This window comes from Phenylobacterium sp., from assembly GCF_030697925.1.
Lineage (GTDB): Bacteria > Pseudomonadota > Alphaproteobacteria > Caulobacterales > Caulobacteraceae > Phenylobacterium.
On record NZ_JAUYOJ010000007.1, the window covers coordinates 1 to 15,243 of the forward strand.

Below are 15,243 nucleotides of genomic sequence, written 5' to 3' on the forward strand. Positions count from 1 at the left end.
CGATCCACGATGCACACGTGCGTCTCTTCCATCGAGACATCCAGGCCGGCAAAGGACTCCATGGTCAGTCTCCTCTTCCCGATGAGACCGATCCTCCGCGGCCTCGTGTGAAGAGCAACCGCCCATTACCCCATGTTGAAATTCTATCGACCCTGGAAGTTGCCCGGCCGGCGCTCCTGCACCGCCCGGACGCCCTCGGCGAAGTCCTCGGTGGTCCGCAGGATGGCCTGCTCGGCGTGCTCGTGATTGGTGCGGGCGCGAACCGCGGCGGCCAGTTCGCCGCGCAGGGTCTTGCGGGTGGCGATCACCGCCAGGGGGGCGTTCTCGGCGATCTCGCCGGCCAGGCGCTGAGCGGCGGCCAGCAGGCGCTCCTGCGGGACCACCTCGTCCACCAGGCCCCAGGCCAGGCCTTCCTCGGCGGGCACCCGGCGTCCGGTAAGGAACATCAGGCTCGCCCGTTGCTCGCCGACCAGCCGGGGCAGGGTGTGGGTGAGGCCAAAGCCCGGATGGAAGCCCAGCTTGACGAAATTGGCGGAGAATTTGGCCTCCGGCGAGGCCACCCGGAAGTCGGCCACCAGGGCCAGGCCCAGGCCCGCGCCGACCGCGGCGCCCTGGACGGCGGCGACGATCGGGGTCTCCACCGAGAACAGCCGCACCGCCTGGTCGTAGAGGGCGTTGATCCCGCCCATGCCGTTGTTGGCGATCCCGTCGGACGAGACCAGGTCGGCGCCGGCGCAGAAGGCCTTGCCGGCCGAGGCCAGGACGATGGCGCGGATGTTGTTGTCGCGGTCGGCGTCTTCCAGGGCGTCGGCCAGGTCGCGCATCAACCCGACCGAGACGTGGTTGTAGGGCGGTCGGTCGATGACCACCGTCGCCACGTGGCCGTCCAGGGTCACGGTCAGGTTTTCGCCGTAAGCGGTCTTCATCGTCTGGTCCCCAACAGGTTGCGGGCCACCACCCATTTGTGGACTTCGGTGGGGCCGTCGTAGATTCGCATGGTCCGCAGCTTGGCGGCCATCAGTTGCAGCGGCAGTTCCTTGGTCATGCCCATGGCCCCGAAGGTCTGCATGGCCCGGTCGACCACCTCCCACGCCATCTCGGTGGCGTAGGCCTTGATCATCGAGATCTCCTGGCGGACGTCTCGGCCCTGGTCCAGCTTCCAGGCGCAGTCATAGGTCATCAGCCGCGCGGCGTGGATACGGGTGGCGGCGTCGGCGACCCAGAACTGGATCGCCTGGCGCTCCGACAGCGGCAGCCCGAAGGTCTTCCGCTGCGGGGCGTACTCGCAGATCATGTCCAGCGCCCGCTGGGCCATGCCGATCGACCAGGACGCCATCTCGATCCGCCGCGTGCCCAGCCGGAGCTGCATCGGCGCGAAACCGTTCCCCTCCTGGCCCAGCAGCTTCCAGCCCTCGACCCGGCAGTCGTCGAGCGCGATCTCATAGGTCGCCGCCCCGCCGATCATCGGGATCCTGCGCAGGACGTTGAACCCCGGCGTTCCCTTGTCGACCAGGAAGGCGCTCATCCCGCCGCGCGTGCCCTTCTCCTTGTTGCTCACCGCCATGACGATGGTGAAGTCGGCGTCCTCGGCCCGGCTGATCCAGATCTTGCGCCCGCGCAGGATCCAGTCCTCGCCGTCGCGCTCGGCGGTGGTCAGCATGCCGGCCGGATCGGCCCCGGCCTGCGGCTCGGAGATGCCGATGGCCGAGATGGTCTCGCCGGCCACGTAGGGCGCGAGATAGGCCTCGCGCTGGCGCTCGTTCACCGTAGCCATCAGCATGCGCAGGTTCGGGCTGTCGGGCGGCAGGGTGTAGGGGGTGACGGTGCGGCCCAGCTCCTCATTGACCCCGACCATGGCCACGGCGGGCAGGTCGACCCCGCCCACATCCTCCGGGGCGTCGAGGCCCCAGAGGCCGAGCGAGCGGGACACCTCGTCCAGCCGCTTGTGCTCCGCCGGGCCGATGCCGAGCCCGCCGCCCGAAGCTTCGCGCGCCAGGACCCCGGCCTCCAGCGGCATGAGCTCGTCCTTGACGAACCGCGCCACCAGCTCCTTGAGCATCCGGTGTTCGTCGGAAAGTGCGAAGTCCATGGTTTCCTCTTGGGGTCCTATGTGCGCCGCCGAGCGTAACGGCAGTCAAGCCAGTGTTTGAGCCGCGGCCCGCAGGGTCTCCACGTGTTCGTCCAGCCGGGCGTCCAGCCGCGCGACGGGACCTCCGAGGCCGATGGCGAACCGCCGGCCGAACGGCGCGACGGGCAGCAGCACCGCCACCAGGCCGACCCCGTCGGTGACCAGGTTTCGGGTATAGACATAGCCCTGGCGGCGGATGGCCGAGATGTCCTTCATGACCTCGGCCAGGGTGATCCGCTCGCCGTCCTCGGAGATGTTGATCCGGCGAACCAGCAGGTCGATGTCGTCGTCCGCCTGGGCGCTCAGCAGCAACTGGCCGACGCCGCTGCGGGCCAGGGGCCGCACGATCCCCGGCGAGGGCGTGTAGTGCAGCGGCTCGGTCGAATGGACCACATGCACATACTGGGCGAAGAGATCGCTCTGGGTGCCGAGGATCACCGTCTCCCCGGTCCGGTTGCGCAGGCCCTCCATCATCGGAAGCATGTCGATCTCGCCGAACAGGGTGGCCGGGACCCAACTGCCCAGCACGGCGATCCTCATGGTCGGCAGATAGGTTCGGCTGCGGCGGTCGTACTCGAGGTATCCAAGTAGAACGAGGCTCTTGAGCAGGGTGGCGCCGCTGGATACCGGATACGATAGGTGATCGCAGATCTCCTTGAGCGAAAGCGGCCGGCGAATCCGGTCGAAATACTCCATGATTTCTATGACGCGTCGGGCCGATTTCACTGTGGAAGCGGTCATGTGTCGAGGGTCCTCGAAGATTTCCACATATATGGAATGTCTCTGCGGCGATGTGAAATTGTTGTTGGCGCCCGTAACGGCGCCTAGGGCAGGCGAGGCTGGCGCGGCGCGCACGCTTTGCGCCATGATGGCCGGGATCGGCACGCCTCGGGAGGGCGCTTGATGGAACCTAAGACCTTGGCTGCCGCCGCGACGGGCCCCCTCAAGGGGATCCGCATCCTGGACCTCACCAGCGTGGTCTTCGGCGCCTACGCCACCCAGATGCTGGGCGACCAGGGCGCCGAGGTGTTCAAGCTTGAGGACCCGGGCTCGGGCCGCGGCGACGGCGGCGACATCATGCGCTGGGCCGGCCACGTGCCGAAGGACGCCCCGCGTGACCTCGGCCCCATCTTCCTGACCATCAACCGCAACAAGCGCTCGGTCCTGGTGGACATGAAGGACCCCGAGGCTCGGCCGCTGCTGGAGGCGCTGATCAAGAGCTGCGACGTGTTCGCCACCTCCATCCGCTATGATGGCCTCAAGCGCCTGGGCCTGGCCTATGAGGACGTGAAGGCCCTGCGCCCCGACGTGGTCTATGTCCACGCCGCCGGCTACGGCTCGGAGGGTCCTTATGCCGGGGAGCCGGCCTATGACGACCTGATCCAGTCGGCCTCGGGCATGGCCGACCTGCTGCCGCGCACCGACGGCAATCCCACTCCGCGCATCCTGCCCAGTCTGATCGCCGACAAGGTCTCGGGCCTGTTCATGTCCCAGGCGATCACCGCGGGCCTGCTGCACCGCGAGCGGACCGGCGAGGGCCAGTTCATCGAGGTGCCGATGCTGGAATGCATCACCAGCTTCACCCTGGTGGAGCACCTCTACGACCACACCTTCGAGCCGCCCACCGGCCAGTGGGCCTATCAGCGGGTGGCCAACGCCAACCGCAAGCCCTACCAGACCAAGGACGGCTACATCGGCCTGCTGCCGTACACAGACAAACAGTGGGACCAGTTCTTCGCCGCCGCCGGCATGGCCGAGACCTTTGGCAAGGACCCGCGGTTCTCCGACTATTCGACCCGGGGCAAGCACATCCACGAACTCTACGCCCTGGTGGGCGAGGTCACCCAGACCAAGACCACCGAGGAGTGGCTGGCCCTGCTGAAGCCGCTGTCGATCCCGGTGGTGAAGACCGCCCGGCTGGATGACCTGCCGGACGATCCCCACCTCAAGGCCGTGGGCTTCTTCGAGCGCTACGAGCACCCGCACAGCGGTCCCTACAACGCCATGAAGCCGCCGGTGAAGTTCACCGGCTCGCCCAGCAACATCCGCCGCCACGCCCCGCGCCTGGGCGAGAACACTGAGGAAGTCCGCGCCGAGATGGGGCTCAAGGCCGACTGATGTGAGCCGCCAGGGCCTCGGCCAGCGCCACGGGATTGTCTTCCTGGATGTTGTGGCCAGCCTCGGGGATCACGCACCAGCGCCCGTCGGGGAAGCGCGCTGCGAAGGCCGCGGCTGTTTCGTCCGTAACGATCCGGCTACGCTCGCCACGGGCCACCAGGACCGGGCAGGCGACGTCGGAGGCCAGGCCCTCCAGGTCGGCGAGCTGGCCCAGGATGTGCGGGAAGTCCGGCGGGCGGCGGCGGTCCTGCCGCAGATCGAAGCCGTCCGGCCCGGCCTTCATCAGGGCCTGGTAGCGGTAGAGCATCAGGTCCGGATCGGTCTGAGGGCTCGCCGCCAGGGCCTTGGCGACCATCGCCTCGACGCTGGCTGTCGTGGTGATCGCGCCCATGAAGCCGCGCAGGTTGGCGCTGGCCCCGAAGTCCACCTGGTCGACGACATCGACGAAGGTCAGGCTCGCGGCGCCGAGGGCCGCTGCTGCGTGGCCGGCGACGCAGCCGCCGAGGGACATGCCGACCAGATGAGGCCGCGCCACGCCCAGGTGTTCCGCCAGGGCCAACACGTCGCCGACCGAGGCGGCGATCCGGTAGTCGTCCGCCCAGCCGCTGTCTCCATGGCCGCGCAGGTCCATGGCCACGCAGCGCAGGCGCGGCCGGAGCGCCGAGCAGACCAGGTCCCAGGTGCGCGCGCTCAGCGATCCGCCGTGCAGGAAGATCGCTGTGGGTCCGTCGCCGCCCCAGTCGAGATAGGAAAGCTCGAGATCGCCGCTGCGCGCCCGGCCCACGGCGGGCGGGTCTCCGACGGGGATGCCGCGGGCGGCGCCCAGCTTGCGCAACAGGTCGTGGTCCATCCGGCGCCCTCCGCCTCGCGGCAGGCAGGACGCCGGACGTCACCTAGCGGCAGTCAATCAGACCGCCTTTTTGTCAGACCGGCGCAAACACCGGTACGGGCGGGCCGCCCTCGGTCTCCTGGAACCTGACCTTCACCTTCTGGCCGATGGAGAGCCCGTCGGGCGTCACGTCGACGAAGTTGGTCATCACCGCCGGACCCTCGTTCAGCGTCACATAGCCGATGGCGTAGGGGCCGGTCGGGGAGCGGTGCATGACGCTGTAGGTGTAGATCACCCCCTCGCCGGGGCTCTCCTCCCAGACCGTGTCCTCCGAGAAGCAGAACGGGCAGATGGCGCGCGGATACCAGTGGGCCTGTTTGCAACCGTTGCAGCGCTTGATCAGGAACCGACCCTCGGCGGCCGCATCCCAGAAAGGCTTGCTCTCGATGGTCACCGCCGGGGCGGGGATCTTGCGGGTCATGACGGCGGGAGCTTCTTGAACGTCGCTCATGTCTAAGCCTCCCGTTCCATGATGAGGGTGGCCGCCCCGTGGCGGACGCCGAGCGAGCCGCCCGTGCCATGGGCGAGCGCGATGTCGCAATTGGGCACCTGGACCTTGGGGTGTGCCTCGCCGCGGAGCTGGCGCACCGCCTCGATCACCTTGGTGATGCCGCCGCGATTGGTCGGGTGGTTGTTGCAGAGCCCGCCGCCGTCGGTGTTGAAGGGCAGCTTGCCGACGCCGGAGATCAGGTTGCCGTCGGAAACGAACTTCCCGCCCTCGCCCTTCTTGCAGAACCCGAGGTCCTCCAGCTGCATCAGGACAGTGATGGTGAAGCTGTCATAGATCGAGGCGTACTTGATGTCGGCCGGGGTGACGCCCGCCTCGCCGAAGGCGATGGGGCCGGACCAGACCGCGCCGGAATGGGTGAGGTCCAGGTCCCTGCCGCCCATCGGGCCCTTGGGGGACTCGCCCGCGCCCATGATCTTCACCTTGGGCCGGTTCAGGCTCTTGGCGATCTCGGGAGCCACGACGATCAGGGCGCCGCCGCCGTCGGTGACCACGCAGCAGTCCAGCAAGTGCAGCGGGTCGGAGATCATGCGCGAGTTCACCACCTGCTCGACGGTGACCACGTCCTTCAGGAAGGCGTGCTCGTTCCACTGGGCGTGATGGCTGGCGGCCACCTTGATCCAGGCGAGCTGTTCCGAGGTCGTGCCGTACTCGTGCATGTGGCGCATGGCGCACATGCCATAGGTGTTGTGGGTCGATCCGCCGTAGATGCTCTCGTAGCCGGCCTCGGGCGGGCCGTCGGAGAGCTGGCCAGGCTTGGCGCCGCCGCCGCCCCAGCCGCCCTTGTTCTGCCGCGGACGGCCGGCCAGGGTGATCAGGGCCACCTTGCACTTGCCCTCGGCGATCGCCTGGGCCGCGTGGCCGACATGCAGCAGGTAGGACGAGCCGCCGGTCTCGGTGGAGTCCATGTGCCGCACATTGCGCAGGCCCATATAGTCGATCATCGACATGGCCCCGAACCCGGGCGCGTCGCCGGCGCAGAAATAGCCGTCGATATCGTCCTTGGTCAGGCCGGCGTCGGCCAGAGCGCCCTTGGCGCACTCGGCGTGAAGCTGCGGCGTCGACTTGTCGGGCGCGTCACGGAGCGGATGCTCGTACGCCCCCATGATGTAGGCCTTGCCTCTTATGCTCATGCGGTTCCCCGGAAATATCTTTGAAGAATGGATTTGGCTTATCGCAGCGCAGCAAGGGCGACAATCGCGATCGCCACCCCCTCGTCATCCTCCGGTCGTCTGAAAGACGAGCCGGGGGACCCAAGCCGAGTCGCCGAACTTGCCACGCCGCTTGGGTCCCCCGGATCTCGCTTCGCGAGCCCGGAGGATGACGAAGGTGGGGTGAGCTAAGCCGGGGTTTTCAACTTCGCGATCCGCTCGTCCCGCAGCGCCGTGCGGCGGACCTTGCCGGCGTCGTCGCGCAGGGGCTCGTCGGCGAACTCGTAGGTCCGGGGCTGCTTGTAGGTGACCAGGCGTGAGGCCAGGTGGGCTCGGATGCTCTCCTCGTCGCGGGCGCCCTTGGTCTGGACGATGGCGTGGATCTTGTTCCCCAGGTCGTCGTCGGGGATGCCGATCACCGCGCAGGACTGCACGTCGGGATGCTCCTCGAGCGCCGCCTCGATCTCCGCCGGATAGACGTTGGAGCCGCCCACCAGGATCATGTCGGTGCGCCGGTCGGCCAGGTAGAGATAGCCGTCCTCGTCGAACCAGCCGATGTCGCCCAGGCTCTCCCAGCCGCCCGGCAGGGTCTTGGCCGTGGCGCCGAGATATTTGTAGGTCGGCGGCGCGCCCTCCGGCGGGCGCATATAGATCTCGCCCACCTCGCGCGGGGGCAGGGGCTGGCCGTCCTCGCCCACCGCCATCATCTCGCCGGCCGTCACCTTGCCCACCGAGCCGCGGTGCTCCAGCCACTCGGCGCCGGAGATGATGGTCACCGCCTGGGCCTCGGTGCCGGCATAGAGCTCCATCACCGTCTCGGGGCCGACCCAGTGGATGAAGGCCTCCTTCAGCCAGGCCGGGCAGGGCGCCGCCAGGTGCCAGAGGGTTTCCAGGGACGAGAGGTCGTAGCGGTCGCGCACCTCCTGCGGCAGATGCCAGATGCGGTTCATCATGGTGGGGACCAGATAGACCCAGGTGGCTCGGTGCTTCTCGATCGCCGCCAGGGTCGCCTCGGCCTCGAACCTGGGCAGCAGCACCATGTGCGCGCCCATGGCGAAGGCCGCCATCATCATGCCGAAGCCGGCGTTGTGGTAGAGCGGCGCCGGCAAAAGGGCGACGGAGTCCGCCTTCAGCCGCCAGCCGCCGACCTCCGGGATCTCCTTGGTGCTGACGCCGGGCTGGCCGGCCAGGATCAGCTTGGGCCGACCCGTGGAGCCGCCGCTGGTGGGCGCCTTGGAGACCGGCGCCGTGACGTCGGGCAGGTCGCTGTCGTCGTCCGACAGCGCCAGCAAATCGGAGACCGACAGCAGCGGCCGGTCGATCTGGTGCTCGAACTGGGCGATCACCACCGGGGTCTTGGCCAGCTCCATGATCGCTTCCAGCTCGGCCTTGGGCAGGCGGAAGGCCACGGGCTGCGGCGTCGCGCCGACCTTCCACATGGCCCAGCAGGCCACGGCGAAGTCGGTGGAGTTGGGCAGGCCGAGTGTCACCAGATCGCCCAGCTTGACCCCGTGGGCGAGCAGGCCCCGCGCCGCGCGGTTGGTGAGCCTGTGGAACTCCAGGTAGGTGAGGGTGACATCCCCGCAGCTTACCGCCGGGGCGCCGGGCTTCAGCTCGGCCAGCAGTTTCAGCTTGGCGCCGAGCGAGATCATCTCGTCAGACATATGGGTTCCGTCCCTGGAAATGGATCGGGCTCTGGCGGCCCGCTGATCTTGAATGGGATAGGCCGCCGGAATGCGGTTGGCGGGCGCGCCGAGTTTCCTTCGCGGCGGGCTTGGATGGCAAGCCTCGATTGCGGCGCCGGCCAATTCGGGCTTTAGGACGTCGTACAAGCGTTTGAGTGGGAGATGGTCATGTCGGTGGAAGAGCTGCTCACCCAGGAGTTCGGCACGCTGGAGCAGGTGGTCCGCGAGCAGGCCAAGGAACTGGGCGCCAAGCCCGCCCTGGTCGACGCCAACCGCACGATCTCCTATGCCGAGCTGGACGAGCTGATGGACCGCATCGCCGCGGCCCTGCAGCGCGAGGGGGTCAAGACCGGCGATGTGGTCGCCGCCTGCGCCACCACCTCGGCGGAGTATGGGGCGGCCTTTTTCGGGGTTCTGCGGGCCGGAGCGATCGTCGCGCCCCTGGCCCCGTCATCCACCCCCGAGAGCCTGGTGATGATGCTCCAGGATAGCGGCGCCAAGGTCTTCTTCCTGGACGCGGGCGTGGCCAAGCAGCTCGAGGGGGTCGCCGACCAGATCACGGCCCAGCGGGTGGCCCTCGACGGCTCGTCGGCCGGCGTCGCCTTCGAGGCCTGGCTGGCGCCCAAGGGCGCGACGCCGACCCCGGTCAACGTCGATCCCGACCAGGGCTTCAACATCATCTATTCGTCGGGGACCACCGGGGCGCCCAAGGGCATCGTCCAGCCGCACCGCATGCGCTGGGGCCAGATCCGCCGCGGGGTCTATCCGGCCGACGCCGTGACCATGATCTCCACCCCGCTCTATTCGAACACCACCCTGGTCTCCTACCTGCCGACCATCTCCAACGGCGGCACGGCGGTGCTGATGCCCAAGTTCGACGCCGAGCAGTTCCTGAAGCTGGCGGAAAAGCACCGCGCCACCCACGCCATGCTGGTGCCGGTCCAGTACCGGCGGATCATGGAGCGGCCCGACTTCGACAGCTACGACCTCTCCAGCTTCAAGATGAAGTTCTCCACCAGCGCGCCCTTCTCCCCGGAGATCAAGGCCGACGTCCTGAAGCGCTGGCCGGGCGGGCTGATCGAATATTACGGCATGACCGAGGGCGGCGGCTCCTGCGGCCTGGTGGCCCACGAATATCCCGACAAGCTGCACACGGTGGGCAAGCCCCTGCCGGGCCACGACATCCGGCTGATCGACGAGGACGGCAAGGAGGTCGCCCAGGGTGAGATCGGCGAGGTGGTGGGCCGCTCCGGCGCCATGATGGTCGGCTACCACAACCAGCCGGGCAAGACCTCCGAGGCGGAATGGTGGTCCCCCGACGGCCTGCGCTTCATCCGCACCGGCGACGTCGGCCGCTTCGACGAGGACGGCTTCCTCACCCTCATGGACCGCAAGAAGGACATGATCATCTCGGGCGGGTTCAACGTCTATCCCAGCGACCTGGAGGCCGAGATCGTCAAGCACGAGGGCGTGCTCGAGGCCGCCGTCGTCGGCGTGCCCTCCGACAAATGGGGCGAGACCCCGGTCGCCTTCGTGGCCCTGAAGCCCGGCCAGTCGCTCACCGCCGAGGCGTTGAAGACCTGGGTCAACGACAAGCTGGGCAAGACCCAGCGCCTGGCCGACCTGCAGCTGGTCGACCACCTGCCGCGCAGCCATATCGGCAAGGTGCTGAAACGCGATCTGCGCGACGCCTACAAGGGCCCAGCCTCGTGAGCTCGGTCGCCGACCTCTGCGACGAGCACGAGGAGACCATCGAGGTCTGCGAGGTCCCGTTCCGCGACTTCGGCGGAAACACCGCCTTCGCCGGCCCGATCCGGACGGTCCGCTGCTATGAGGACAACAGCGTGGTGAAGGCCCTGCTGGCCGAGCCGGGCGAGGGCTGCGTCCTGGTGGTCGATGGCGGCGGCTCGCTGCGCCGGGCCCTGGTCGGCGACGTGCTGGCCGGCGACGCGGTGAAGAACGGCTGGGCCGGGATCGTGGTCTTCGGCGCCGTGCGCGACAGCGTGGTGCTCTCCACCCTCGACATCGGGATCAAGGCGCTGGGGACCATCCCCATGCGCGGGATCAAGCGCGGCGACGGGGTGGTCGACACGCCGGTGGCCTTCGGCGGCGTGGTCTTCGTGCCGGGCGACATGCTGCACGCCGACGAGGACGGGATCGCCGTGCTCGCCGCCGACGGATAGGAGCCTGCCATGGCCGCCCAGTTTCCCGCCCTCACCGACGCCGATCCGGTCGGCGCGCTCAACCGCATGCAGCAGGGCTACCTGCCGGGCGAGCTCGCGATCGAGGTCCTGGAGGTCGCCCACGGCCACCTGCGCAGCCAGGTGAAGGTCGAGAAGCGGCACATGGCGCCCAACGGCTACATGCACGCCGCCAGCGTCGTGGCCCTGCTGGACACCGCCTGCGGCTATGGCTGCCGCATGGCCCTGCCGCCGGGGTCCAGCGGCTTCACCACCATCGAGATCAAGACCAACTTCCTGGGCACCGCCAAGGAGGGCGAGACGGTGATCTGCGAGGCGAGCCTGATCCACGGCGGCCGCACCACACAGGTCTGGGACGCGGTGGCGACCAACCGCGACACCGGCAAGGTGATGGCGCTTTTCCGCTGCAGCCAGATGGTCTTGCGGCCCAACTGAGGGGCGCCAAAACGCCCGCTTGATCTGGCGGGGCCGGATGAGTAGGTTCCGCGCCTCGCTCAGCGGGCCCTTTCAACGGGGCCCGATGTCGTCTCTGGAGAGGTGGCTGAGTGGTCGAAAGCACCGCACTCGAAATGCGGCGTACCTGGAAGGGTACCGTGGGTTCGAATCCCACCCTCTCCGCCAGACTCGGAAATGTCCAATAAAAACAATCTAATGATCCGCTTGGGCGCGCCCATGTTGCACACTGTGTGTCACAGAGCGTTTCACCGTGTCGGTTTTGCGGAAGCGCCACCAAACTAGGCTAGCTTGTTGGCGTGCTGCCCTTGGCATTCGATCAGGGGGCATCAACGAGCAAGAGCCCTATGACTGATGAGGCCGAAGCCACGCCCGAGCCGAAATTAGCTCCTCCGTCTGGGCTCAAGTTCGCTGCCATTCGAGTTTCCAATTTTCGGGGTTTGGCATTTGTCGAGGTCGAACTCGACCAAGTGACGGTGATCCTTGGCGCAAACAATGCGGGCAAGAGCAGCTTTCTTGACGCGATTTGCGCGGCGGTCGGCGCTCAACGGCGGGCGTTCGGGAAGGACGACATTCACTTGGCGGGCGGCGAGGTGGACGTCCCGAGAGAGCGAAAGGCGATAGTCGATCTGCTCATTCGTCCGACCGATGACGTGGGCGGTGTGATCGCCGCCTTTCCTCAGGGGTCCTATTGGACCGAGCTTTTCGCCACCGGAATTTCTCAGGACGACGACTTCGCAGATTTTGTCGCGATCCGAGCAACGATCGCCTGGAGCATGGCGAGCGGTGAATATCGGATCGAGCGCAAGTTTCTGAGGGACTGGCTTGAGGCTGCGAACTTTGCGAATGCCGAGGAAAAGGAACGGGTGTCGGCACACCAGCTAGAGCCGATAGCGCTTCACTATATCGACGCTAAGCGAGACATGGATGAAGACCTACGCACTCGAGCGTCTTTCTGGCGTCGGTTGACGGACGACCTCGGCCTTGAGCAGGAGGCCGTTGCCGAAGCGGAAAGGCTGTTGAGCGATCTCAATCAACAGCTAGTCGGTGGAAGTGCTGTGCTGAAGCACGTGGGCGGGCACCTCAGCGGGCTTAAGGGCGTGCTGGCGGGTGAGAACGCGACCGTCGACATATCCCCCGTGGCGCGTCGTCTAAGAGATCTATCCAAGGGATTGGACGTGAGCATTTCAGGTGCCGGCGACCTTTCCTTTCCGCTAGCTCGGCACGGAATGGGCACCCGCAGCCTAGCCTCCCTGCTCGTCTTCCAAGCGTTCGCGAGTTGGCGCTCGGAACAAGCGAAGCAGGACCACAATTTGGTGCATACGTTTCTGGCATTGGAGGAGCCGGAGGCACACCTCCATCCGCACGCCCAGCGATCTCTATACAGCCAGGTTCAGGCGATGCCGGCCCAGGTCGTTGTGAGTACGCACTCACCGTACTTCGCCAGCCAAGCGAAGATCGGGCAGCTTCGTCTTTTCCGGAAGGAGGGGGTCGAGAGCAAAGTATGCCGCCTCGATGTGTCCGAAATATCCGCCGACGAAGTTCGAAAACTCGAGCAGAGGATCATGCTGACGCGGGGCGATTTGCTGTTCTCCAGTGGGATCCTCCTATTCGAAGGAGAGACGGAAGAATGCTCTTTGCCGGTGCTCGCCGAGCGGCACTGGGGAAGCTCCATACATGAACTCGGCTTAAGCTTCGTTCCAGTGAGTGGGACCGACTATTTCCCGTTCGTCTGGCTCGCGAAAAGCCTAGGCATTCCCTGGTTCATTCTATCGGACGCCGAAGAGCAGCCTCTCAAGACACTGAACAAATGCCTGGAGAAGGTCGGGCTCGGTGCCCACACCGATTGCGACAATGTCGTCACGATGGAGCTTGGAAACGACTTTGAAGCGCAGTTGGTCGCGGACGGATATCAGACGGAGATCGAAGCGGCGTTCAACGAACTTCACCAAAATGCGGACTACATCACTGCGCACGCTGCTGCTCAGCAGGGGCAGCCGATGAAGAAGGGAGAAGGCAAGAAGGATTTCAAAGGCGAGGGCGGACGTGACCTCGCTATCCTCGATGCCATGCGAGCGCAGAAGACACGTATGGCGGTTCCAATAGCTACCCACATCGCGAGTATCAAAGACAACGGCCGAAGCCCACCAAAGCACGTCCGTTTGGTCTTCGACGCGATCTCGACAAAGCTTGGATGGTCAACCGGAACGCCGACGCAATGAAGCTCTCCCTCTCGACAAGACAGCAGGAAGTGGTGAGTCACGACCAAGGCGCGATCTTGGTTGTCGCGGGCCCCGGTTCCGGAAAGACCCGAGTGCTAACGGAACGGGTGCGGACCTTGCTTGAAAAGCCGCATGCCCATTTCAAGGTGCTCGCACTCACCTTCAGCAACAAGGCCGCCAACGAAATGGCGGAGCGTTTGGAAGGGCTCGGGGAGCAAAAGCAACGAGCGACCGTGAGTACGCTTCACGGGTTTTGCCTTGAGCTATTGGCTGACAGGGGCAAAGCAATCGGAGTCAGCGGTCAGCCACAGATTTTTGAGCGGGCGCAAGATCGCCGTCAGGTCTTAATGCTTGCCGTGAATGACGATCCTTGGCTGGCGGGGGAGCTAAGAGAGGCTGGGTCGACGAAGGACCAAAATCTGCGGCTGGGCGATTGGTTGCAGGAAATCTCCCGCATCAAGACCCACCCTCTCACCGGCGCTCCCGAAACCGGAAGCTTCGAGGAACGCCTGCTTGATGCATACAACGCAGGACTGGCCGCCTCAGGCGCATATGATTTTGATGACCTGCTCGTGCTCGGCTATCGGCTTCTAACAGAAGCTCCACAGGTCGCCGATCTGTATCGCCGCATCTACAATTACGTTTGCGTGGACGAAGCCCAAGACCTCAATGAAGCGCAATACGCCGTAATCACTGCGCTTTGCGGAGACAGTTTTCGCAATGTCATGATGGTGGGCGATCCGAAGCAATCAATCTACGGCTTCAACACTTCGAGCCCTCGTTTCATGGAGGAATTCGCCCGAGACTTCGCAGCCAAGCGCGTCGAGCTGACGGAAAACTTCAGATCGTCGCAGATGGTTGTCCGGGCCGCACGCCAGTTGATCCCGAGCTATTCCGTCGAGGGTCAGCTCCCGATCACGGGTTGGGTACGAGTGATGGTCGGCAACAACGAAGAGCACGAGGCCAATCTTGTTGTGGACGAGATTGAGCGGCTTCTCCGTGAAGGTCACCCCGATATCGAGGGTGAATTCATCCTCTCAAAATGCGCCGTGTTGGGCCGAAATCGGTATTGCATCGCTGCAGTCGAGAGCGAACTTAAGAAGCGCGGGATGAAATTCTTCCGACGTCTCTCTGCTGCTCATGAGTACGAGTCGGATTTGATCCAGCAATTCCTCTTGGGCCTGCGGCTGATCGCCAATCCAGCGGATCGCTTCCACCTGAACGCGCTGCTCAAGGCTTGGGGTGCATCAGCCGACTCCGCTCCGGTGTGCGCGGCTGGCGTTGACGTGATTGACGCTCTTCGAACAGTCGCACCGGCAGACGGACAGATAGATGGTACTGCAGTCATCGACGCGCTGGAGGCGATCGTTAGCGGCAGCCAAGCGATCAGGTTGCCGCTCGCCCTGTCGCTTCTGAAGCGTCATGCCGATGGGTTCGATGAGGAAGCTCGGAGGTACGTCTACAGCGATGCCGAGATCATCGGAGGAGAGTGGGATCAGTATCTTCGGAACAAGCCCTCAGCGGCGTCGCTAGGCGGCTTTCTGAGCCATATGGCACTGGGCTCGACACAGCAGCCAAATGCCGACGGCGTGGCGTTGATGACGGTCCACGCCTCGAAGGGACTCGAGTTCGATGTGGTTTTCGTGGCGGGTCTCGCTGAAGGAATTTTTCCGGACTATCGCGCGCGGCACCCACAGGCGCTGACTGAAGAGCTGAGAAATGCGTTTGTTGCGGCGACCCGCTCAAAGCGCCTGCTCTACCTCACCTATCCGAAGCTTCGCATGATGCCGTGGGGAGACACACGAGCGACGGTCGAGTCGCGCTTTCTTCATCTCATGCAAAGTGTCGGATAGCGGAAGATTACGGGAGCCTCGACGCCAAAGACCGG

General features: G+C 65.7%; 13 protein-coding genes and 1 tRNA gene. 7 read left to right on the plus strand and 7 right to left on the minus strand.

Annotated elements, in window-relative coordinates; genetic code table 11:
• Positions 1 to 143: 143 nt before the first annotated feature.
• Genes Q8Q88_RS00975 through Q8Q88_RS00985 form a run of 3 tightly spaced genes read right to left on the minus strand, consistent with a single transcriptional unit; the run spans position 144 to position 2,869 of the window.
• Complete coding sequence (locus Q8Q88_RS00975; RefSeq protein ID WP_305673332.1) at positions 144 to 926, minus strand: enoyl-CoA hydratase/isomerase family protein; 783 nt, start codon at positions 924 to 926, stop codon at positions 144 to 146.
• Positions 923 to 2,089 (minus strand): acyl-CoA dehydrogenase family protein, encoded by a 1,167-nt coding sequence (locus tag Q8Q88_RS00980; RefSeq protein WP_305673333.1) that lies wholly within the window; start codon positions 2,087 to 2,089, stop codon positions 923 to 925. Before Q8Q88_RS00980 ends, Q8Q88_RS00975 begins: the two co-directional genes overlap by 4 nt.
• Before the next feature lie 45 nt (positions 2,090 to 2,134).
• A complete protein-coding gene (locus Q8Q88_RS00985) occupies positions 2,135 to 2,869 on the minus strand; it encodes an IclR family transcriptional regulator (protein ID WP_305673334.1) in 735 nt (244 codons plus the stop codon).
• 162 nt (positions 2,870 to 3,031) lie between these two features.
• Here Q8Q88_RS00985 and Q8Q88_RS00990 point away from each other — a divergent pair, with 162 nt between their 5' ends.
• The gene (locus Q8Q88_RS00990; RefSeq protein WP_305673335.1) at positions 3,032 to 4,246 is read left to right on the plus strand and encodes a CaiB/BaiF CoA-transferase family protein; all 1,215 of its coding nucleotides are present in this window, start codon (positions 3,032 to 3,034) and stop codon (positions 4,244 to 4,246) included.
• Here Q8Q88_RS00990 and Q8Q88_RS00995 read toward each other — a convergent pair.
• From Q8Q88_RS00995 to Q8Q88_RS01010, 4 genes are all read right to left on the minus strand, one after another.
• Positions 4,233 to 5,096, minus strand: a complete 864-nt coding sequence (locus Q8Q88_RS00995) for an alpha/beta fold hydrolase (protein WP_305673336.1) — start codon at positions 5,094 to 5,096, stop codon at positions 4,233 to 4,235. The two genes, Q8Q88_RS00990 and Q8Q88_RS00995, sit on opposite strands and share 14 nt — an antisense overlap.
• 73 nt (positions 5,097 to 5,169) lie before the next feature.
• Positions 5,170 to 5,586, minus strand: coding sequence for a Zn-ribbon domain-containing OB-fold protein (locus Q8Q88_RS01000; protein WP_305673337.1), 417 nt, complete (start codon positions 5,584 to 5,586; stop codon positions 5,170 to 5,172).
• Positions 5,587 to 5,588: 2 nt separating this feature from the next.
• Positions 5,589 to 6,776 carry a thiolase domain-containing protein gene (locus Q8Q88_RS01005; RefSeq protein ID WP_305673338.1) on the minus strand — a complete coding sequence of 396 codons (1,188 nt, stop codon included), beginning with the start codon at positions 6,774 to 6,776 and terminating at the stop codon, positions 5,589 to 5,591.
• 206 nt (positions 6,777 to 6,982) lie between these two features.
• The gene (locus Q8Q88_RS01010; RefSeq protein ID WP_305673339.1) at positions 6,983 to 8,458 is read right to left on the minus strand and encodes an AMP-binding protein; all 1,476 of its coding nucleotides are present in this window, start codon (positions 8,456 to 8,458) and stop codon (positions 6,983 to 6,985) included.
• Positions 8,459 to 8,647: 189 nt separating this feature from the next.
• Between Q8Q88_RS01010 and Q8Q88_RS01015 the strand changes: the two genes are divergently transcribed.
• The 6 genes from Q8Q88_RS01015 (at position 8,648) to Q8Q88_RS01040 (ending at position 15,208) form a co-directional block, all read left to right on the plus strand.
• A complete protein-coding gene (locus Q8Q88_RS01015; RefSeq protein WP_305673340.1) occupies positions 8,648 to 10,192 on the plus strand; it encodes a class I adenylate-forming enzyme family protein in 1,545 nt (514 codons plus the stop codon).
• Positions 10,189 to 10,662, plus strand: coding sequence for a ribonuclease E activity regulator RraA (rraA, locus tag Q8Q88_RS01020; RefSeq protein WP_305673341.1), 474 nt, complete (start codon positions 10,189 to 10,191; stop codon positions 10,660 to 10,662). The genes Q8Q88_RS01015 and rraA overlap by 4 nt, the downstream gene beginning before the upstream one ends.
• Positions 10,663 to 10,671: 9 nt before the next feature.
• Positions 10,672 to 11,115, plus strand: coding sequence for a PaaI family thioesterase (locus Q8Q88_RS01025; RefSeq protein WP_305673342.1), 444 nt, complete (start codon positions 10,672 to 10,674; stop codon positions 11,113 to 11,115).
• 96 nt (positions 11,116 to 11,211) lie between these two features.
• Positions 11,212 to 11,301 (plus strand) — tRNA-Ser (locus Q8Q88_RS01030).
• Between the two features lie 179 nt (positions 11,302 to 11,480).
• Positions 11,481 to 13,355, plus strand: coding sequence for an ATP-dependent endonuclease (locus tag Q8Q88_RS01035; protein ID WP_305673343.1), 1,875 nt, complete (start codon positions 11,481 to 11,483; stop codon positions 13,353 to 13,355).
• A complete protein-coding gene (locus tag Q8Q88_RS01040) occupies positions 13,352 to 15,208 on the plus strand; it encodes an ATP-dependent helicase (protein ID WP_305673344.1) in 1,857 nt (618 codons plus the stop codon). The genes Q8Q88_RS01035 and Q8Q88_RS01040 overlap by 4 nt, the downstream gene beginning before the upstream one ends.
• Positions 15,209 to 15,243 lie beyond the last annotated feature (35 nt).